Below are 18,479 nucleotides of genomic sequence, written 5' to 3' on the forward strand. Positions count from 1 at the left end.
TTGGCCAAACCTCAGGAGCGCATGTCATCGAGACGGCGTCGGGCCGGGCCCAGGGAACGGCCTCGGCAGAGCAGGTCGCCCCACGGCTCCGTCCGGGCCTGGTCGACTGCGTCGGCGATGCTCCACCGGCGGGCGTCCAGCGACGGATCGTCCACCTGCTTCCAGGCTAGGGGCACGGCGACCGGGGCGCCCGGGCGGGCGCGAACGGTGTGGGGGGCGACGGCGGTCTGGGCGTAGCCGTTGCGCTGTACGTCCAGGTAGAGGCGGTCCGCACGGTGCTGCTTGCGGGCCGCGGTGGTGAGCCGGTCGGGATGCCGGGAGGCGGCCAGCTCGGCGACGTCATGGGCGAACCTCCGCACCTCGTCGAAGTCGTGGCGGCCGTCCAGCGGGACGACGAGGTGCAGGCCGCGCGAGCCGGTCGTCATGGGCGCCGCGGGCAGACCCAGCTCGTCCAGCAGCTCACGCACCCAGTGGGCCGCGTCCCGGACGGCGGCGAAGTCGTCGCCGTCCGGATCGAGGTCGAAGACGAGCCGGTCGGGGTGGTCGGGGCCGCCGGCCCGGTCGGTGCGGGAGAGCCAGCGGTGCAGGGTGACGCAGGCCTGGTCGGCGAGGTGGGGGAGGGTGGCGGTGTCGTCGCACACGACGTGCGTGACCGTGCCGCCCTCCTTGGCGACCTCGACGCGGGTGATCCAGTCCGGGTAGTGCTCCGGGGTGTTCTTCTGCAGGAACCGCTGGCCGTCCAGGCCGTCCGGGCAGCGTTCCAGGGTCAGCGGGCGGCCCCGCAGGTGCGGCAGCAGGTACGGCGCGACGGACCGGTAGTAGTCCGCGAGGTCGCCCTTGGTGTACTCCTTCACGCCCCCGCCGCCGGGGAAGAGCACCTTCCCCGGCCGCTGGATCTCCACCGTGCGGCGGCCCGCCCGGAGGGTCCGGGCGTCGCCGCGGCTCATCGCACGACCGCCTCCTCGACCAGCATCCGGGCCGCCGCCGCGATGCCCGTGGCGTCGATGCCGGCCGCGTGCAGCTGCTCGTCGGGCGCGGCCGAGCCCGGCATGGTGCGCACCGCGAGCCGGACCAGGCGGGGCACCGGCCGGCCGTCGCCGAACGCCTCGGCGACGGCGTCACCGATGCCGCCCTCGGGGTGGTGGTCCTCCACCGTGAGCAGGCAGCCCGTCTCCTCGGCCGCCCGGTGCAGGGTCCCGGCGTCGACGGGCTTGACCGAGTACAGGTCGATCACCCGTACCCGGATGCCGTCCGCGGCGAGCCGGTCGGCGGCGGCCAGCGCCTCGGGCACGGTCGTCCCGGCGGCGACGACGGTCAGCCGGTCGTCCTCGCCGGAGCGCAGCGTCTTGCTGCCGCCGACCGGGAACTCCTCGTCGGGGCCGTAGATCACCGGGGTTTTGCCGCGGGAGGTGCGCAGGTAGCGGATGCCGTCCAGGCCGGCCATGGTGGCGACCAGCCGGGCGGTCTGGTTGGCGTCGCACGGGTAGAGCACCGTCGAGCCGTACAGGGACCGGAACATCGCCAGGTCCTCCAGGCCCATCTGGGAGGGTCCGTCCTGCCCGATGGCGACACCGGCGTGCGAGCCGACCAGGTTGATCCCGGACCCGCTGATGGACGCCATGCGCACGAAGTCGTGGGCGCGGCTGAGGAAGGCCGCGAACGTGGAGGCGTACGGCACCCAGCCGCGCGCGGCCATGCCGACGGCGGTGGCGACGAGCTGCTGCTCGGCGATGTAGCACTCGAAGAACCGGTCGGGGTGCTCCTTGGCGAACTCCTCGGTACGGGTGGAGTCGCCGACCTCGCCGTCCAGGGCGACGACGTCGCCGCGGGCGGTGCCGAGCGCGGCGAGGGCCTTGCCGAAGGCGTCCCGCGTGGCGACCTCGTCGCCCTGGTCGTAGCGGGGCAGCCGGACGGCCTCGGTGGTCAGCGAGCGCAGCGCGGCGGCGGCCTGCGGCTCGGACACGCGGACGTGCAGGTCGCGCGGGCCGCCGAGTTCGGCGATGGCGTCCTCGGCCTCGGGCAGCGGCTTGCCGTGCAGGCCCTCGCGGTCCTCGACGGCGGCGACGCCCCTGCCCTTCAGGGTGCGGGCGAGGATCACGGTGGGCTGTCCGGTGGTGGACAGTGCCTCGCCGTAGGCCCGGTCGATCGCGTCGACGTCGTGGCCGTCGATCTCGATGGTGTGCCAGTCGAAGGCCTGGAAGCGGCGGGCGTAGGCGTCGAGGTCGTGGCCGTGCCGGGTGGGGCCGCGCTGGCCCAGCCGGTTGACGTCCACGATGGCGACGAGGTTGTCCAGGTTCTCGTAGCCGGCGTGTTCGGCGGCCTCCCACACCGAGCCCTCGGCCAGCTCGCTGTCGCCGCACAGCACCCACACCCGGTAGTCGGTGCGGTCCAGCCGCTTCCCGGCGAGGGCGATGCCGACGCCGACGGGCAGGCCCTGGCCGAGGGAGCCGGTGGCCGTCTCCACCCACGGCAGGCGGCGGGGCGTCGGGTGTCCCTCCAGCCGGCTGCCGATCTTGCGGAAGGTGACCAGCTCGCCGTCCTCGATCGCGCCGGCGGCCTTGTACGCGGCGTACAGCAGCGGCGAGGCGTGTCCCTTGGACAGCACGAAGCGGTCGTTCGCGGGGTGTTCGGGGCGCTCGAAGTCGTAGCGCAGGTGGTGGGCGAGCAGGACGGCCAGCAGGTCGGCGGCGGACATCGAGGACGTGGGGTGCCCGGATCCCGCGGCGGCGGCCGCCCGCACACTGTCCACGCGCAACTGCTGGCCCAGTTCGGCGAGTTCGTCGGTGTTCATGTGTCTCCTAGGTCTCCTTGCGCTGGGTCGCGCCGGGCGGCGCTCAGCCGGGTGCGTTCGGACGGTCCGCGGGATCGCCCGGTCCGGCGGGCTCGGGGGCGTCGGTGCGCTTCACGGGGCCGGGAGCCGGATGGTCCGGCCCGCCCTCCGCCGGCATCCCGCCGGGCTGGTTCTCGGCGGGCTCGCCGCCGGGCTGGTTCTTCGCCGGCTCGCCGCCGGGCTGGTTCTTGGCCGGCTCACCGCCGGGCTGGTTCCTCGCGGGCTCGGCGGGCCGGTTGTTCTGCTGGGTCATGGTGTCGCCTCCTGCCTGGGCGGACGGCCGGTGTGGGCCGTCCGGTACCCGCGCCAGTTCCGGTGAGGCCGTGTCCAGCGGCACCGACCAGGCCCGTACGAGGCCCAACTGGACGCCCTGGCGCGGGAGTACGGCGTCCAGCAGCCAGTCGGCGGCGACCCGGATGCGGTTGCCGGGCAGCGCGGCCAGGTGGTAGCCACGCGTGACCGCGCCCGCCGCCGGGCCGGACAGCGGGATACCGAACGGGTTGGCCGCGGCCCGGACACCGCCCAGGTCGACGGCGAAACCCAGGTCCCGGTGGCGGTAGGGGCGCCGGCGCCGGCCGAGGCCGAGCGAGCCGGCCACGTTCTCCCCGGCCACCCGGCCCTGCCGCCAGGCGTGCTGCGCCGTCATCGGCGTGAACTCCCCCGGACGCTCCAGGTCGGGCACGGCCGCCGCGTCCCCGCAGGCGAACACGTCGGTGCGGCCCGGCAGTTGCAGATGCGGGTCGACGATCAGCCGCCCGCGCTCCAGCGGCTGCCCGACCGCGTCCACCAGCGGGTCGGGCCGTACGCCCACACACCACACCAGGGTCCGCGACGCGACGAACTCCCCGTCGGTGAGCAGCACCCCGTCCCGGGTGGCCTCCTTCACCGACGTGCCCGTCCGCACCTCCACCCCGCGTGCCCGCAGCACCCGGTCGGCCGTACGGGAGAGCCGCGCCTCCAGCTCCGGCAGCACCCGCGGCGCCACGTCCAGCAGGATCCAGCGGGGCCGCACGCCCGCGGGCAGCGAGTGCCGGCGGGCCAGCCGGTCGGTGAGCATCTGCAGATGGGCGGCGACCTCGGTGCCGGTGTAGCCGGCGCCGACCACCACGAAGGTGCAGCGGGCGGCACAGCTCTTCAGGTCGTCCTCGGCGGCCGCAAGCTCCACCTGCCGGGTCACGTGGTCGCGCAGGTACAGCGCCTCCGGCAGCCCGCGGAACCCGTGCGCGTGCTCGGCGACCCCGGGGATCGGCAGCAGCTTGTTGACGCTGCCGACGGCCAGCACCAGCCGGTCGTAGCCGAGGCTGCCGGCACCCCCCTCGGGGTCGGAGTAGTGGACGGTGCGGCCGTCCAGGTCGATCCCGTCCGCCTCGCCGAGTACCAGCCGCACCCCGCGCAGCGTGCCCGGCAGGGACACGGTGACCCGGCGGGCCTCCAGGACGCCGGCGGCGACCTGCGGCAGCAGCGGCAGGTAGAGGAAGTAGTCGGTCGGGTTCAGCACGATGATGTCGGCGCGGTTCCGGGTCAGCCGGGCCAGAGTGCGGGCAGCCCGGTACCCGGCGAAACCGGCGCCGACGATCACGACGCGAGGTCGGCTCACGGTGCGCCTCCGGCGGTCTGGCTCGTCCGAGGTCTTCCGCGTAACCGGGGCGGGGGCACCCAAACGCCGGGCGGGTCACCCGTACGCCCCCGGGAGCACCCGGACGCCGTCCCCGCCGCCCGCCGTCGTACCGGCGTTTCGCCCGGTCGCGCCCGGTTACCCGGGCCGGGAACGGATCAGCCGGCTTCCCCCGCGGAGGTTCGCCCATGCCCGAGTACGGCTATTTCCTGGCGAGCGAGGAGCACGACCCCGCTGCCCTCGTCGAACAGGCCCGGATGGCCGAACAGGCCGGCTTCCAGGCGCTGTGGATCTCCGACCACTACCACCCGTGGAACGACGCGCAGGGACAGAGCGCGTTCGTGTGGTCGGTGATCGGCGCGCTGTCGGAGGCGGTGTCGCTGCCCATCGAGACCGCGGTGACCTGCCCGACCGTGCGGATGCACCCGGCGGTCGTGGCGCAGGCCGCGGCAACCAGCGCGGTGATGACCGGGGGCCGCTTCCGGCTGGGCGTCGGCACCGGCGAGGCGCTGAACGAGCACATCCTCGGCGACCGCTGGCCCCCGACGCAGGTGCGCCTGGAGATGCTGGAGGAGGCGATCCAGGTGATGCGCCGGCTGTTCACCGGCGAGGAGGTCACCCACCACGGCACCCACTACACCGTGGAGAACGCCCGCCTCTACACCGTCCCCGACGAGCCCGTCCCGATCGACATCTCCGGCTTCGGCCCGAAGGCGACCGCGCTGGCCGCCCGGGTGGCCGACGGCTACATCACGATGATGCCGGAGGAGGAGATGGTCACCCGGTTCCGCAAGGGCGGCGGCGGGGCCAAACTGGTCAGCGGCGGCACGAAGGTCTGCTACGGCACCGACCGCGACGCGTGCGTCCGTACGGTGCACAAGCTCTGGTACAACGAGCTGCTGCCCGGCGAGATGGGCCAGGTGCTGCCCTCGCCCCGGCACTTCGAGCAGCTGCAGGAGCTGGTCACCGAGGACATGGTGCGGGACAAGACGGTGTGCGGGGACGACGTGGACGAGCACGTCTCGGCCCTGCGGGCGTTCGCCGACGCCGGGTTCGACCGGGTGTACGTCAACCAGATCGGACCGGACCAGCGAGGGTTCTTCGACTTCTACCGGACGAAGGTGCTGCCGCAGCTCGTCACCGGGTGAGCGGGAGGTCCGGAAGGGATGCCGGAAGGGATTCTGGAAGGGATGGGGCGAGGGGGCGGGGCGGATGCCCCGCCCGCTCGCTGTCAGGCCCGGTGGTGCGGGGCGTCGGGGGCCTCGGGCGGTGTCTGCGGCATCGGCGGGTACGGCATGCCCAGGCCGCTCGGCGGGGTGGCCGGCGGGGTGCCGCCGAGCACGCGGTGCGCGGTGTGGTGGCCGTGGTCGGAGTGGGCGGCGCCCCGCAGGACGTACGCCACCACGCCCAGGAGCGCCGCGGTGATCAGTGCCGCGGCCCAGCCGGGCAGTCCGATCGCCAGGGCCAGGCCGACGGCGAGGGCCACCGCGCCGCCCGCGTACAGGGCGGCGGCGCCCGACGCGGCGTAGAGCATGGCGGTGCGGCGCCGCTTGCGCGACTGCTCGCGCAGTTCGTCGCGTACCGTCTCGCGTGCCACCTGAGCCAGTTCTTCGACGAGGTGCTTGTCCAGATGTTCCAGGTGATCAAAACGGTCCATACCCTGCGGGTACCCGCCGGGCACAGCGGGTAACGCCGGGGGCCTGCGCGCCGGCGGCGGCCCCAACCAGGCTCGGGCGCATGGAGATTCCGGGCGCCTCGCTGCGCATCCGCGTCGACGACCTCGAAGCCGCCGTCCCCTTCTATCCTGCGCAAGGTGGCCGCGACGATCGCCGTGCAGACGTGGACGAGGCCCGCCGGCTGCTGACCGAGCTGGGCGCCCGGATCGTCGCCGGGCCGGTGCCGACGCCCGTCGGCCGGAACCTGCTGGCGGTGCATCCGGACGGGGCGTCTTCGAGTACGTGGATCAGCGCGGCCGAGCCGCTCCCCCGCGCATCTCCACGGTGAGGGCCCAGCGCTCGTGGTCGCGCCAGGCGCCGTCGACGTAGATCATGTCCGGGGAGAAGCCCTCCAGCCGGAAGCCGGCGCCCCGGGCCAGGGCGATGGAGGCGGCGTTGCCGGGCTGGACGTTGATCTCCAGCCGGTGCAGGCCCAGCGGCCCGAACGCGTACCCGATCACCAGCTCCATGCCTTCGCGCATCAGGCCCCGCCCGGCCGCGTGCGCGAAGGCGCCGTAGCCGAGGGCACCGGACTGGAAGCCGCCCCGCACGATGTTGTTGATGTTGATGAAGCCGGCGATGGCCCCGCTGTCCTTCTCGCACACCAGGAAGCCGGCCCGGTCCGGGGCCTCGATGAGCCGGCCGGCGTAGTCGGCGTACGCTTCGTCGCTGTCCGGCGGGAACAGCCAGGGCCGGTGCAGGTCCTTGCTCTCCCGGGCCCGCGCGGTGAACTCGGGGCCGTCCTCGAGGGTGAAGGGGCGGATGGTGACGCGGGGGCCTTCGGCGAGGTGGCGGGACGGGGGGTGCGGCATGCGGCCAGCCTACGGCGTCAGCGCAGCGCCGGCTCGTCCAACGTCAAGGTGCCCGTGTCCGCGTCGAGTTCGGCCGATGCCCCGAACGGGATGGTCAGCGCCCCCGCGCAGTGGCCGAAGCCGACGTTCTCCGCCACCGGCACCCCGAGCCCGCCGAGCCGGTCGGCGAACAGGGGCCGCAGCCGGGCGTAGTCGGCGCACCTCTCCCAGGAGCCGAGGAGCACCCCGCGCACGCCCTCCAGCCAGCCGGTACGCAGGAGTTGGGTGAGGTACCGGTCCAGCCGGTACGTCTCCTCGCCCACGTCCTCCAGGCAGAGCAGTCCGCCGCCCGCCGAGGGCCGGGCGTGCGGGGTGCCGAGGTCGGTGGCGAGCAGGCTGGGGCAGCCGCCGAGGGTGACGCCCCGGGCCCGGCCGGGCACCAGGGCGGTGCCGCCGGAGGCGATGGTGCGGACCGTCTCGGGCGCGAAGAGCGTGGCCCGCAGGTGCTCCTGGGCGCGGGCGTTCTTGATGAAGTCGATGCCGGCCGCCATCGGCCCGTACAGCGTGACCAGGCCCAGGCGGGTGGCGATGGCCTCGTGCAGCACGATGAGGTCGCTGAAACCGACGAAGACCTTCGGGCCGGCCGCGCGCAGCGCGTCCCAGTCGAGCAGGTCGATCATGCGCTGCACGCCGTAGCCGCCGCGGGCGCACAGCACGGCGTCCACGGTGGGGTCGCACCAGGCGTTCTGGAAGTCGGCGGCGCGGTCGGCGTCCGTGCCGGCGAGGTAGTCGAACTCGGGGTGCCGGTCCAGGACATGGGGGCCGGCCACCGGGTCGAGGTCCCAGCCGCGCAGCACGTCGAGGCCCGCCTGCAGCCGCTCCTCGGGCACCGGCCCGCTGGGGGCGACGACGGCGACGCGCGCGCCGGGGGCCAGCCGGTGCGGCCGTACGAGCTCCTTCACCAGGTCAGCTCCACCTTCGGCACCTGCGGTGTCGGCTCCAGCCCGAACACCTGGGCGTACAGGGACAGTTCGGCCTCCAGGGCGCGGATCATCGTCTCGGCCCGGCGGAATCCGTGCCCCTCGCCCTCGAACGTGAGGTAGGCGTGCGGTACGCCCCGGCCGGCGATCCGGGCGAGGAATCGTTCGCACTGGGCGGGCGGGCAGATGACGTCGTCCAGGCCCTGGAGCAGCAAGAAGGGCACGCGAAGCCGGTCGGCGTGCGCGGTCGGGGAGCGTTCGGCGTACCGGGCGGGCACCTCGGCGAGCGGGCCGATCAGCGACTCCAGGTAGCGGGACTCGAAGTCGTGGGTCTCGCCGGGGCCCCAGGTGGCGAGGTCGAGCACCGGGTAGACGATGGTGCCGCAGGCGTAGACGTCGGTCGTGGTCAGGGAGGCGGCGGTGGTCCAGCCGCCCGCGCTGCCGCCCCGGATCGCCAGCCGGGCGGGGTCGGCGGTGCCCTCCTCGGCGAGGGCGCGGGCGACGGCCGCGCAGTCCTCGACGTCGACCACGCCCCACTGCTCGCGCAGCCGCTCCCGGTAGGCGCGGCCGTATCCGGTGGAGCCGCCGTAGTTCACCTCGGCGACTCCGATGCCCCGCGAGGTGAAGTAGGCGATCGCCAGGTCCAGCACGAGCGGCGCCCGGCTGGTGGGCCCGCCGTGCGCCCAGATGACGTACGGGGGAAGTTCGCCGTCGGGCGCGGTCCGTGCGGGGTGGTGCGGCGGGTAGACGTGGGCGTGCACCTCGCGGCCGTCCGGGCCGGGGAAGGTGCGGATCTGCGGCTCCGGGTAGTGGGCCGGGTCCACGGCATCCCGGTGCCGGGCGCCGATCACGCGGGCGCGGCCGGTGGTGGTGTCCAGCTCGACCACTTCGTATGCGGTACGCGGGCTGGCGGCGACCGTGACGACGCGGTGGCCGTGGGTGGCGAGGGTGGGACTGCATTCCGTCCACGGTCCGGCGGTGTCGACGAGCTCACCGGATTCTGTATCCAATATCCCGAGTACGGTCGACCCGCGACCGTGTACGACCGCCAGTAGACCGTCGTCCAGCGGCGCGAACCAGCGCAGCCCCAGCTGCCACAGCGGTCCGCCGAACTCCTCCTCACGCGGGCAGAGCGGGGTGCCGTCGCGGTAGAGGTTCCACCAGCCGCTGCGGTCGCTTGTATACAGAATGCTGCCGTCTGTCGACCACTCGACCTGCGCGACCGCCTCATCCGGTCCACCGGCGACTGTATGCACGTCCGTCAGCCGGCCGTCCTCTCCCACCGCGGCGACCAGCAGCTCTGTCCCGTCCCACGGCATCCGCGGATGATCCCACGCCAGCCACGCCGCCCGCCGGCCGTCCGGCGACAGCCGGGCGCCGGTGACGAACCGGTGCCGGGGGTCGGCCAGTGCGCGCACGGCTCCGCGGTCGCCGGCGGCGGAGCCGTCCAGCGGTACCGCGGCCAGGAGGCGCCGTACGTCGTCGGGGCCGTCCCCGGTGAACTCCTCCAGCACGCACCACACCTCACCGCGGGCGAGGTCCACCCGGGGCTCCGCCCAGCGCAGGCCGCCGCCCACCGGGGAGACGGGGGTGAGCGGGACGGGCTCGCCGCCGGGTTCGTACCGGTACAGCCGCTGGTCGGCGAAGTGCACGAAGACGATCAGCGGCCGGCCGTCGCGGACGGTCCCGGTCCAGGGCCGGCCGCCGTACTCGATGACCCGGCTGCGCACGTTCCACGGCGCCGGCAGTACGGACTCCTCGCGGCCGTCGGTGCGCCGCCGGACCAGGGCGCGGCGGCCGCCCTCGGCCGGCCGGGGCTCGGTCCACCAGATCTCGTCGCCGACGAAGCCCACCCACTCCGGCCGTCCGTCGTGCGCGGCGGCGAGCGCCGCGTCGATGGGCGACGGCCACGATCCGTACGGCGATCTCAGCACCTGCTCCCCCACCGTCTAGGCCGTCCGCAGGAAGCGGTCCAGGACGCGGACCCCGAAGTGCAGCGCGGTCACCGGCACCCGCTCGTCCACGCCGTGGAACAGCGCCTGGTAGTCGAGGTCGGCGGGCAGCTTCAGCGGGGCGAAGCCGTAGCCGGTGATGCCGAGCCGGGAGAACTGCTTGGCGTCGGTGCCGCCCGACATGCAGTACGGCACCACGTGCCCGCCGGGCGCGAACTCCTCGACGGCGGACCGCATGCGGTCGAACAGCGGAGCGTCCACCGGTGCCTGCAGGGCCACTTCGCGGTGCGCGAACTCCCACTGGACGTCCGGGCCCGTCAGCTCGTCCAGCGTGGCGGTGAACTCCTCCTCGGCACCGGCCAGATAGCGCCCGTCGACGTAGGCGACGGCCTCGCCGGGGATGACGTTGAGCTTGTAACCGGCGTCCAGCATGGTCGGGTTGGCGCTGTTGCGGACGGTCGCCTCGACCAGCCTGGCCGCGGGACCCAGCTTCTCCAGCAGCCGGTCGGCCTCTCGGAAGTCGGCGTCGATGCCGTAGAGCGCGGCGAGTTCGGTGAGGGCGGCCCGTACGGTCGGGGTGAGCCGGAGCGGCCACTCGTGCTCGCCGATGCGGGTGACGGCGGCGGCGAGCCGGGTCACCGCGTTCTCCTTGTTCACCTTGGAGCCGTGTCCGGCGCGGCCGCGCGCGGTGAGCTTGAGCCAGCCGGTGCCCCGCTCGCCCGCGGCGATCGGGTAGATCTCCCGGCCGGACCCGTCGTGGAAGGTGAAGGCGCCCGACTCGCCGATGCCCTCGGTGCAGCCCTCGAAGAGTTCGGGGTGCCGGTCGGCGAGGAACCCGGACCCGTCCTCGGCGCTGGCCTCCTCGTCGGCGGTGAACGCGATGACGAGGTCGCGGCGGGGCCGGACGCCCTGCCGGGCCCAGGACCGGAGCACCGCGAGGATCATCGCGTCCATGTTCTTCATGTCGACGGCGCCGCGCCCCCACACGACGCCGTCGCGGACCTCGCCGGAGAACGGGTGGATGCGCCAGTCGGCGGCCTCGGCGGGTACGACGTCGAGGTGGCCGTGGACCAGCAGCGCGTCGGCGGACGGGTCGGTGCCCTCGATCCGGGCCACCACGTTGGTGCGGCCGGGGGTGCGCTCCAGCAGCAGGGGTTCCAGGCCGGCTCCGGCGAGCCGTTCGGCCGCGTACTCGGCGGCGGGCCGCTCCCGGCAGTCGCCGCCGCCCCGGTTGGTGGTGTCGATGCGGATCAGGCCGGAGGTGAACTCCACGACCTCCTCCAGGGACAGCTCGTCGGCCTGCTGGTCAGCCATACTGCTCCTCCACGGCGGCAGAGGCGATCGTGGTGACCGCCTTGAACGTCCTGATCCCCTCGTACATCGTGGCGCTGGTGTACGCCACCTTGCGTTCCGCGATCCGCGCCACGCCGGGGACGACGGTGGCGGCCATCGCGAGGTGTTCGGCGTCGAACTCGACGGCGACCGTGAACGGCCCGGCGTGCACGGGTTCGTGACGGACCGCCAGCCGGGCCGCCTCCTTGGCCGCCGCGCGGATGTCGGCCGCGGTCCTGGCCGGGGTCCGGCACACGGCCGCGTACCGGGACACGTGGTCCTTGACGGCGACCTTCGGTGCCTCGGGTGCGTAGCCGAGGGCGTCCTCGCAGGCGATGTCGTCGCCGGTGACGAGGACGACGGGGACGCCGTACTCGGCGACGACGTGCGCGTTGAGCAGACCCTCGCTGGCGCGGACGTCGTTCAGCCACACCCCGGTGATCTGGTTGGCGAGGTAGGTGTGGGCGAGGACGCCCTCCATGCCGGCGCCCGCGTGGTAGCCGACGAACGCGATGCCGTCGACGTCCGCGTGCTGGACGCCCTCCACCATGGACAGCGCCTTGTGCCGGCCGGTGAGCATCTCGACCCGCTCGTCCAGCCGCTCCAGCAGCAGGTTGCGCATGGTCCAGTGGGCCTCGTTGACCAGCACCTGGTCGGCGCCGCCGTCGAAGAAGCCCTCCACGGCGGCGTTCACGTCCGAGGTGAACATCGACCGGCACCGCTCCCACTGGGGCGTGCCCGGCAGCACGTCGGCGGGCCAGGTGACGCCGGTGGCACCCTCCATGTCGGCACTGATGAGGATCTTCATGTTCCGTCACGTTACGCGCCGGGCGGCGGCCAGGCTACGACCCCGCCGGGGGAAGCGGTGCCGGGTCCCGGTCAGGCGCGGGCGAGGACGAACCAGCGGGCCGGCAGGTCGAGGCGGGTGCCGTCCGTCAGGTACTCGGTCTGCGGCACGGTCGTCTCGCCGTCGGCCAGGACGGTGAGGCCGGCCTCGGCGAGCAGGCGCGGGATCTCGTCGTCGGAGGCGTCGGCGGGCTTGAGTCCGTGGTGGAAGACCCGCTGGAGCTTGGGCGGCGGGCCGGCCGGCTCGGATGCCGCACGCCGCAGGACGTCCCGGGAGCCGGAGGTGAGCTCGACGACGAAGGCGCGGCCCTCGGTGCCGAGGAGTTCGGCGACGGCGGCGGCGACCGCGGGCCGCGCCTCCGGTTCGCTCTGGTGGATGACGGCGCGCATGTAGACGTGGCTGTCGCCGAGCCGCTGGTGCAGGGTGCGTACGGCGTCGGTGTCGGTGAGGTCCAGTTGCTGGAACTCGACGGGGTCGCCGTTGGCTGCGCGGCGGGCGTGTTCGACGGCCGCGTGGGAGAGGTCGACGCCGACGGCGCGGGCGAACCGGGTGGCCAGGTAGCGGGTCTGGGTGCCGTTGCCGCAGCCGAGGTCGACGATCGTGCGGTCGGGGTCGGCGTGCGGCAGGAGCAGTTCGCTGTGGGGTGCGGCGCTCAGGGAGGGATCGGAGTCCCATATCGCCTCGCCCCGGGCGTCGGAGGTTTCTCGCCAGTAACTCTCCCACGCGGTGCGGTACTTGTCCGAGACGTTCATGCGCTCTCCCCACGGTCGGTTCCGTGATCGGGATATCGCGCCGACCGGCCCGGGGGCAAGGGCCCGGTGGTCACCTTTCCGAGATGGGGATGGCCTGTTCGAACCAGACGGTCTTGCGGTGCCCGGTGGCGCTGGCGCCCCATTCCCGGGCCAGCCGGCTGACCACGCGCAGGCCGCGGCCGGACTCGTCGTGGGGTCCGGCGTTCAGCATGGCGGGCAGGGCGGGTTCGTCGTCGGTGACCTCGAACAGCAGTGCGTCGGTGCGGACCACCCGCAGGCCGACCCGGTCGCCCTCGGCGTGCCGGACGGCGTTGGTGACGACCTCGCTGACCAGCAGTTCGGCGGTCTCCACGGCCTGCGGCAGACCCCAGTCCAGGAGCTGCCGGCGGACCAGGCGGCGGGCCCGGGCCACCTCGCGCGGGTCGGTGTCGAGCTGCCAGGCGGCGACGTGGTCGTCGGGGATGCCGTTGAGGCGGGCCATGAGCAGGGCGACGTCGTCCTTGCGGCCGCCGTGGGTGTTGAGGGCGCGGATGATGGTGTCGCAAGCGTCGTCCATGGAGGCCGCGGGGTGCGCGGCGGACTCGCAGAGCGCGGCGAGGCCCTCGCCGATGTCGGAGCCGCGCACCTCGACCAGGCCGTCGGTGCACAGCACCAGCCGGTCGCCGGGCCGGACCGTGACCCGGGCGGCCTCGAAGGGGACGCCGCCGACGCCCACGGGTGCGCCGGTGGGCAGGTCGAGGAGTTCGCTCCTGCCGTCCTCCGCGCGGACCAGCACGGGCGGGATGTGGCCCGCGTTGGCGAGGGTCAGCTCGCCGCGGATCGGGTCGTAGACGGCGTACAGGCAGGTGGCGAGGTAGGTGTCGCCGAGCCTGCGGGCCAGGTCGTCGAGGTTGCGCAGCAGTTGGGCGGGCGGGGTCTCCATGGTGGCCATGGTCTGTACGGCGGTGCGCAACTGGCCCATCATGGCGGCCGAGTTGAGGCCGTGGCCCATGACGTCGCCGACCACGAGGGCGGTGCGGGAGCCGGACAGTTTGATGGTGTCGAACCAGTCGCCGCCGATCCGGCCGAGCCGGGTGCCGGGCAGGTAGCGGGTGGCGATGTCGCAGCCGGCCATCCGCGGGGTGACCTGCGGCAGCATGCTGTCCTGGAGGGTGTCGGCGACGTTCTCCTGGTAGGTGTACATGCGGGCGTTGTCGAGGACGAGGCCCGCGCGGGCGGCGAGTTCGGCGCCGGTGGTGCGGTCCATGTCGTCGAACCGAGGCCGGTCCGGGCGGCGCATCAGCACCATGAAGCCGAGGACGACGTTGCGCGCCTTGAGCGGGACGATCAGCAGGGACCGGCCGGTGATCAGCGGCCGGAGGTCTCGCTTCTCGAACTGGCCGGAGATGCGCTCGCTCAGTTCCTCGGTGACCCGGGGGATGAGCACCGGTTCGCCGGTGTGCATGCACTGGTAGAACGGGGTGTGTTCGGGGAAGGCGAAGGCCTCGCCGACGGGCACGGTGTCGTCCCAGCGGCCCGGTTCGTCGTTGTGCTCGACCCAGACGCGGAACATCACGGTGCTGGCGTCCGGCGGTCCGTCCGGGAAGCCCTCGCCGGCCAGTACGGCGGCCCGCAGATGGGTGCCGGCGAAGTCGGCGAACCGGGGTACGGCGGCGCTGGTGACCTCGCGGATCGTCTCGCCGAGGTCCAGCGAGGAGCCGATGCCGGAGCTGACCTCGTTGAGGAACTCCAGGCGCTCGCGGACGGCGGCGTACTCGAGGTCCTGTTCGGCGCCGGCCGGGACCACGGCCGGTGTCCGCTGCTGCGGTACGACGGCTTCGGCGCGGGTGCGGCCGGGGCGGCGGGGCACGCCCCAGTACGGGGTCACGGGCACCCGGTCGTACTGGCTGAACTCCAGGACGGGGTAGCCGAGTTCGAGGATCTGGGAGACGATGCGGGCGCTCAGTCCCGGGCCCATGTTGGGCAGGATGTCGGGCAGCCGCCGTTCGAGTTCCTCGGAGGCGGGCAGCTCGGTGTGGCGGGCGAAGCCGGGCGAGATGCGTTCGGTGGTCTCGTCGTCGTAGCCGCGTTCGTCGCGCAGCCGGGTGGCGTCGGTGGCGAGCACGACCAGCCGGTAGGGGCCCGGGCCGACCAGCGGGTAGGCCCACCACAGCACGTCGAGCCGGTCCTCGCCGCCGGGTGCCTGCGCGGGCGGGTGGAGGCGGGCGCGGCCGGCGGTGGCGTACCCGTTGTGGCCGCCGAGGGAGGTCTCCAGGTCGGGGCCGGGTTGGTCGTGGAGCGGGTGGGCGTCCGGTGGCGCGCTCTCGTCCGGGTCGTCCGGGAGGGCGCCGGAGACCGGCAGCAGGTCGGCCGCGGGATGTCCGACGGCGTCCTCCCTGCTCACGCCGAAGAGGCGCCGTGCGCCACTGCTCCAGTGGGACACCGTCCCGGCGCGGTCGACGACGACCACCGCCAGCGGAATCCGGCCCGCCGCGATGTCGCCGGCGCCGCGCCCGGGCGCTGCGTCCCGCTCGCTGCCACGGTCCATGGCCCAGGCCCTCTCTCCCCACGGCTGTCCGCAAACGATCTGTGCCGCCCGCCACTACGGTACGGGGACGGCCGGTCGCGATGTGTGCCAATCCTGGAATTGGTTTCACCGGTGCGCTCCGGCGCGCCGCACGGCGCCCCGGCTCAGTCCTCGTGGCCGAGCTGGAGGTCCCGTTCGGTACGGCCACCGCCCGCGACCTGCAGCACTGTGGCGACCGGCGGGTAACCTGCGGCGATGACGGTGTACTCGCCGGAGGAGAGATCGACGAACCGGAACGTTCCGTCGGATCCGGTGGTGAGGGTGTCGACGACGTTGCCGGCGGCGTCGAGCAGGGTCACCCGGGCGTCCTCCACGGGCCGTCCGCCGCCGGCCCGGACGGTGCCCTTCAGGACGGCGCCGCCCGCGAGTTCGATGTCCTGCCGCGTCTCGCGGGAGGCCTGCACGGTGACCGGGAGGGCGGCGGGCCGGAAGGCGGGGGCGCTGCCGGCGAGGGTGTACTCGCCGGCGACCAGTTCGGTGATGACGTAGCCGCCCTCGCGTCCGCTGCGGGTGGTGGCGACGACCTCGCCGTGCACGTTGGTGAGGGTGACGGTGGCGTCCCGGACGGGGGTGCCGTCGGCGGTGAGCACGCTGCCGGCGAGGCGGCCGGCGCCGCCGAGGACGACGTCGAGTTCGACGGGGCGTTCGCCGACGGTGACGGAGACGGCCTGCGGCTGGTGTCCGCCGGCGGCGGCGATCAGCACGTAGGCCCCGGAGCCGGGCGTGCCGAGCGCGTACCGCCCGTCCTCGCCGCTGGCGCCCCGCCCGATCTGCTGCCCGGCGACGTCGATGAGGGTGAGGGCCGCGCGGGGCACCACGGTGCCGTCGGGGTGCTGCACCGTGCCGCAGACGGGGACCCCGGCGGCGTGCGGGGACCGGGCCTGGGGGATCGGGGCGGTCATGGTCTGCGGCTCCGTTTCGGCGGTGTTGTGGGACACCAGGGGTTTCTCCTTGAGGAAGAAGGCGATGAGCAGGCCGAGGACGAGCACCGGGACGAGGTAGAGGAAGATCCGGGGCATCGCGTCGGCGTAGGCGCGGATGTAGGCGTCGCGCAGGGCCGGGGGCAGCGCGTGGACGAGCTGCGGGGTGAGCGAGTCGGCGTCGGGCAGGCCGGTGCCGGCGCGCGGGGGCAGCTCCTCGTGCAGCGAGGAGGTGAGCCGGTCGGCGAAGAGGGTGCCGAAGACGGCGGCGCCGACGCTGCCGCCGATCTGCCGGAAGTAGTTGTTGGCGCTGGTGGCGCTGCCGAGGTCGGCGGGGCGCACGGAGTTCTGCACGGCGAGGACGAGGACGGGCATGACCAGGCCGATGCCGGTGCCGAGGACGGCCATCCAGATGCTGTAGTGCAGCCGGGGCGTGTCGGTCTCCAGCCGGGACAGCAGCCACATGCCGGCGGCGGCGACCGCGCCGCCGAGCACGGGGAAGACCTTGTAGCGGCCGGTGTGGCTGATGAGCTGCCCGCCGATGATCGAGGCGCCGACGATCCCGGCCATCATGGGCAGCATCAGCAGCCCGGACTCGGTGGCGCTGGCCCCGTCGACCATCTGCAGGAAGGTCGGCAGATAGCTGGCGGCGCCGAACAGGGCGACGCCGATCACGAGGCCGACCAGCCCGCTGACGGTGAAGACGGAGTCGCGGAACAGCCGGAGGGGGATGAGGGGTTCGGCGGCGTGGTGCTCGGCCAGGAGGAAGAGGGCGGTGGCGGCGAGGGCGCCGGCGCCGAGGCCGAGGATCTGCCGGGAGTCCCAGGCGTATGCGGTGCCGCCCCAGCTGGTGAGCAGGACCAGGCAGGTGGAGGCGGCGGCGAGCAGCAGGGTGCCGAGGACGTCGAGCCGGGCGCGCACGCGGGGCCTGGGGAGGTGGAGGACGGCGGCGACGACGGCGAGGGTGACCAGGCCGAAGGGGACGTTGACGTAGAAGCACCAGCGCCAGGAGAGGTGGTCGGTGAAGTAGCCGCCGAGCAGCGGTCCGGCGACGGAGGCGAGGCCGAAGACGGCGCCGATCAGGCCCATGTACCGGCCGCGCTGCCGGGGCGGCACGATGTCGGCGATGATCGCCTGTACGCCGATCATGAGTCCGCCGGCGCCGGTGCCCTGGACCGCGCGGAAGGCGATGAGCTGGTCCATGGTCCCGGCCCGGCCGGCGAGGGCGGAGCCGAGGACGAAGACGGCGATGGCGAACTGGAAGACGCCCTTGCGGCCGAGCAGGTCGCCGAGTTTGCCGTAGACCGGCAGGCCGACGGTGGAGGTGAGCAGGTAGGCGGTGATCGCCCAGGACATCCTGTCCAGGCCGTGCAGTTCGCCGACGATCTTCGGGAGGGCGGTGGCGACGATCATCTGGTCGAGTGCGGCCAGCAGCAGCGCCAGCATCAGCCCGGTGAAGACCAACCGGACCCGGCGGGGGCTCAGTTCGACGGCCTGCGCGGGTGCGGGGACGGGGGGGTCGGGTGGCGCGGCGACCGTTTCCGTCCGCTCCAGAGTGATCCCGCTCATGTAGCGCTCCCCTCGTCACACCTGCCACACAGTTGCCGCGCGATGCGACAACTCCGAGCAAGTGCGACGAGTTACGGCGCCGACCCGGTCGAGATGTGATTCCACTCGAACCGGTGAAGGGGTCAATGCCCCTCGGGTCCCTGGGACTTACTTCTCGACCTCGGCGGCGAGGTTGGCGAGCAGGGCGTCGTAGATCCGGCCGAGGCCCTTGGGCGCGAAGGTCTTCTCGAAGAAGCCGCCGATGCCGCCGGCGCCCTGCCAGGTGGTGGTGACGACGACGCGGGAGCTGCCCTCGCCGGCGGGGGTGACGCGCCAGGTGGTGACCATGGAGGAGTTGCGGTCCTTCTCGACCAGCTCGCCGTCGGTGGGCTCGCTGACCTCCAGCAGGCAGTCGCGCACCCGCTTGCTGGTGGCCTGGAGCTTCCAGTGGACGAGGGTGCCCTCGCCGTCGCCGCCCTCGCGCACCTCGTACTCGCTGAAGTGCTCGGGCAGCAGCTTCTGCCGGGTGCCGCGGTAGTCGGCGAGGGCGTCGAACACCTTCTCCGCGTCCGCCGCGACGACCCGCTCCGTAGTGGCCTCGACCTGCGCCATTGCGTTCCTCCACGACCTG

14 protein-coding genes and 1 pseudogene are annotated in these 18,479 nt (G+C 73.7%); 2 read left to right on the forward strand and 13 right to left on the reverse strand.

From position 1 onward, the window contains the following. Positions 1-11 precede the first annotated feature (11 nt). From ligD to ACIP4Y_RS08315, 3 genes are read right to left on the reverse strand one after another with little or no spacing between them, the layout of a single operon-like run. Positions 12-947, reverse strand: a complete 936-nt coding sequence (ligD, locus tag ACIP4Y_RS08305; protein ID WP_401389433.1) for a non-homologous end-joining DNA ligase — start codon at positions 945-947, stop codon at positions 12-14. Further along, positions 944-2,791, reverse strand: coding sequence for a transketolase (locus tag ACIP4Y_RS08310; RefSeq protein ID WP_401389436.1), 1,848 nt, complete (start codon positions 2,789-2,791; stop codon positions 944-946). Before ACIP4Y_RS08310 ends, ligD begins: the two co-directional genes overlap by 4 nt. A 43-nt stretch (positions 2,792-2,834) precedes the next feature. Next, positions 2,835-4,427 carry an FAD-dependent oxidoreductase gene (locus tag ACIP4Y_RS08315; RefSeq protein WP_401389439.1) on the reverse strand — a complete coding sequence of 531 codons (1,593 nt, stop codon included), beginning with the start codon at positions 4,425-4,427 and terminating at the stop codon, positions 2,835-2,837. Positions 4,428-4,633: 206 nt separating this feature from the next. On the opposite strand from ACIP4Y_RS08315, the gene ACIP4Y_RS08320 reads away from it, so the two are divergent. Then, entirely contained in the window at positions 4,634-5,593 is a 960-nt protein-coding gene (locus ACIP4Y_RS08320; RefSeq protein ID WP_401389442.1) for an LLM class F420-dependent oxidoreductase, read from the forward strand. A gap of 83 nt (positions 5,594-5,676) precedes the next feature. Here the strand turns inward: ACIP4Y_RS08320 and ACIP4Y_RS08325 are convergent, their stop codons facing one another. Beyond that, on the reverse strand, positions 5,677-6,102 hold the full coding sequence (locus ACIP4Y_RS08325; protein ID WP_401389445.1) for a phage holin family protein: 426 nt from the start codon (positions 6,100-6,102) through the stop codon (positions 5,677-5,679). 80 nt (positions 6,103-6,182) lie between these two features. Between ACIP4Y_RS08325 and ACIP4Y_RS08330 the strand changes: the two are divergent. After that, positions 6,183-6,415, forward strand: a pseudogene (locus ACIP4Y_RS08330) (VOC family protein); the annotation flags it as partial. Here ACIP4Y_RS08330 and ACIP4Y_RS08335 read toward each other — a convergent pair. The 9 genes from ACIP4Y_RS08335 to ACIP4Y_RS08375 form a co-directional block, all read right to left on the reverse strand. Beyond that, the gene (locus tag ACIP4Y_RS08335; protein ID WP_401389448.1) at positions 6,409-6,972 is read right to left on the reverse strand and encodes a GNAT family N-acetyltransferase; all 564 of its coding nucleotides are present in this window, start codon (positions 6,970-6,972) and stop codon (positions 6,409-6,411) included. The pseudogene ACIP4Y_RS08330 and the gene ACIP4Y_RS08335 overlap by 7 nt on opposite strands. Positions 6,973-6,989: 17 nt before the next feature. After that, positions 6,990-7,913, reverse strand: coding sequence for an LD-carboxypeptidase (locus ACIP4Y_RS08340; RefSeq protein WP_401389450.1), 924 nt, complete (start codon positions 7,911-7,913; stop codon positions 6,990-6,992). Beyond that, positions 7,910-9,877 (reverse strand): prolyl oligopeptidase family serine peptidase, encoded by a 1,968-nt coding sequence (locus ACIP4Y_RS08345; RefSeq protein ID WP_401389453.1) that lies wholly within the window; start codon positions 9,875-9,877, stop codon positions 7,910-7,912. Before ACIP4Y_RS08345 ends, ACIP4Y_RS08340 begins: the two co-directional genes overlap by 4 nt. Positions 9,878-9,880: 3 nt before the next feature. Beyond that, positions 9,881-11,197 (reverse strand): M20/M25/M40 family metallo-hydrolase, encoded by a 1,317-nt coding sequence (locus ACIP4Y_RS08350; RefSeq protein ID WP_401389456.1) that lies wholly within the window; start codon positions 11,195-11,197, stop codon positions 9,881-9,883. Continuing rightward, the gene (locus ACIP4Y_RS08355) at positions 11,190-12,023 is read right to left on the reverse strand and encodes a M55 family metallopeptidase (protein WP_401389459.1); all 834 of its coding nucleotides are present in this window, start codon (positions 12,021-12,023) and stop codon (positions 11,190-11,192) included. Before ACIP4Y_RS08355 ends, ACIP4Y_RS08350 begins: the two co-directional genes overlap by 8 nt. Before the next feature lie 71 nt (positions 12,024-12,094). Then, complete coding sequence (locus ACIP4Y_RS08360; protein WP_401389462.1) at positions 12,095-12,814, reverse strand: class I SAM-dependent methyltransferase; 720 nt, start codon at positions 12,812-12,814, stop codon at positions 12,095-12,097. A gap of 70 nt (positions 12,815-12,884) precedes the next feature. Next, a complete protein-coding gene (locus tag ACIP4Y_RS08365; protein WP_401389465.1) occupies positions 12,885-15,341 on the reverse strand; it encodes a SpoIIE family protein phosphatase in 2,457 nt (818 codons plus the stop codon). Between the two features lie 143 nt (positions 15,342-15,484). After that, entirely contained in the window at positions 15,485-17,869 is a 2,385-nt protein-coding gene (locus tag ACIP4Y_RS08370) for an MFS transporter (protein WP_401389468.1), read from the reverse strand. Positions 17,870-18,016: 147 nt separating this feature from the next. Next, positions 18,017-18,460, reverse strand: a complete 444-nt coding sequence (locus tag ACIP4Y_RS08375; protein WP_358636817.1) for an SRPBCC family protein — start codon at positions 18,458-18,460, stop codon at positions 18,017-18,019. Positions 18,461-18,479 lie beyond the last annotated feature (19 nt).

Origin of the sequence: Streptomyces sp. NPDC088810 (assembly GCF_044750305.1) — a bacterium.
Classification (GTDB): Bacteria; Actinomycetota; Actinomycetes; order Streptomycetales; family Streptomycetaceae; genus Streptomyces.

Bases quoted from the DNA above. Each gene is read 5' to 3' on its own strand.
- ACIP4Y_RS08370 (WP_401389468.1), bottom strand. From the start codon at position 17,869: ATGAGCGGGATCACTCTGGAGCGGACGGAAACGGTCGCCGCGCCACCC.
- ACIP4Y_RS08375 (WP_358636817.1), bottom strand. From the start codon at position 18,460: ATGGCGCAGGTCGAGGCCACTACGGAGCGGGTCGTCGCGGCGGACGCG.
- ACIP4Y_RS08355 (WP_401389459.1), bottom strand. From the start codon at position 12,023: ATGAAGATCCTCATCAGTGCCGACATGGAGGGTGCCACCGGCGTCACC.
- ACIP4Y_RS08335 (WP_401389448.1), bottom strand. From the start codon at position 6,972: ATGCCGCACCCCCCGTCCCGCCACCTCGCCGAAGGCCCCCGCGTCACC.
- ligD (WP_401389433.1), bottom strand. From the start codon at position 947: ATGAGCCGCGGCGACGCCCGGACCCTCCGGGCGGGCCGCCGCACGGTG.
- ACIP4Y_RS08350 (WP_401389456.1), bottom strand. From the start codon at position 11,197: ATGGCTGACCAGCAGGCCGACGAGCTGTCCCTGGAGGAGGTCGTGGAG.
- ACIP4Y_RS08320 (WP_401389442.1), top strand. From the start codon at position 4,634: ATGCCCGAGTACGGCTATTTCCTGGCGAGCGAGGAGCACGACCCCGCT.
- ACIP4Y_RS08365 (WP_401389465.1), bottom strand. From the start codon at position 15,341: ATGGACCGTGGCAGCGAGCGGGACGCAGCGCCCGGGCGCGGCGCCGGC.
- ACIP4Y_RS08360 (WP_401389462.1), bottom strand. From the start codon at position 12,814: ATGAACGTCTCGGACAAGTACCGCACCGCGTGGGAGAGTTACTGGCGA.
- ACIP4Y_RS08325 (WP_401389445.1), bottom strand. From the start codon at position 6,102: ATGGACCGTTTTGATCACCTGGAACATCTGGACAAGCACCTCGTCGAA.
- ACIP4Y_RS08310 (WP_401389436.1), bottom strand. From the start codon at position 2,791: ATGAACACCGACGAACTCGCCGAACTGGGCCAGCAGTTGCGCGTGGAC.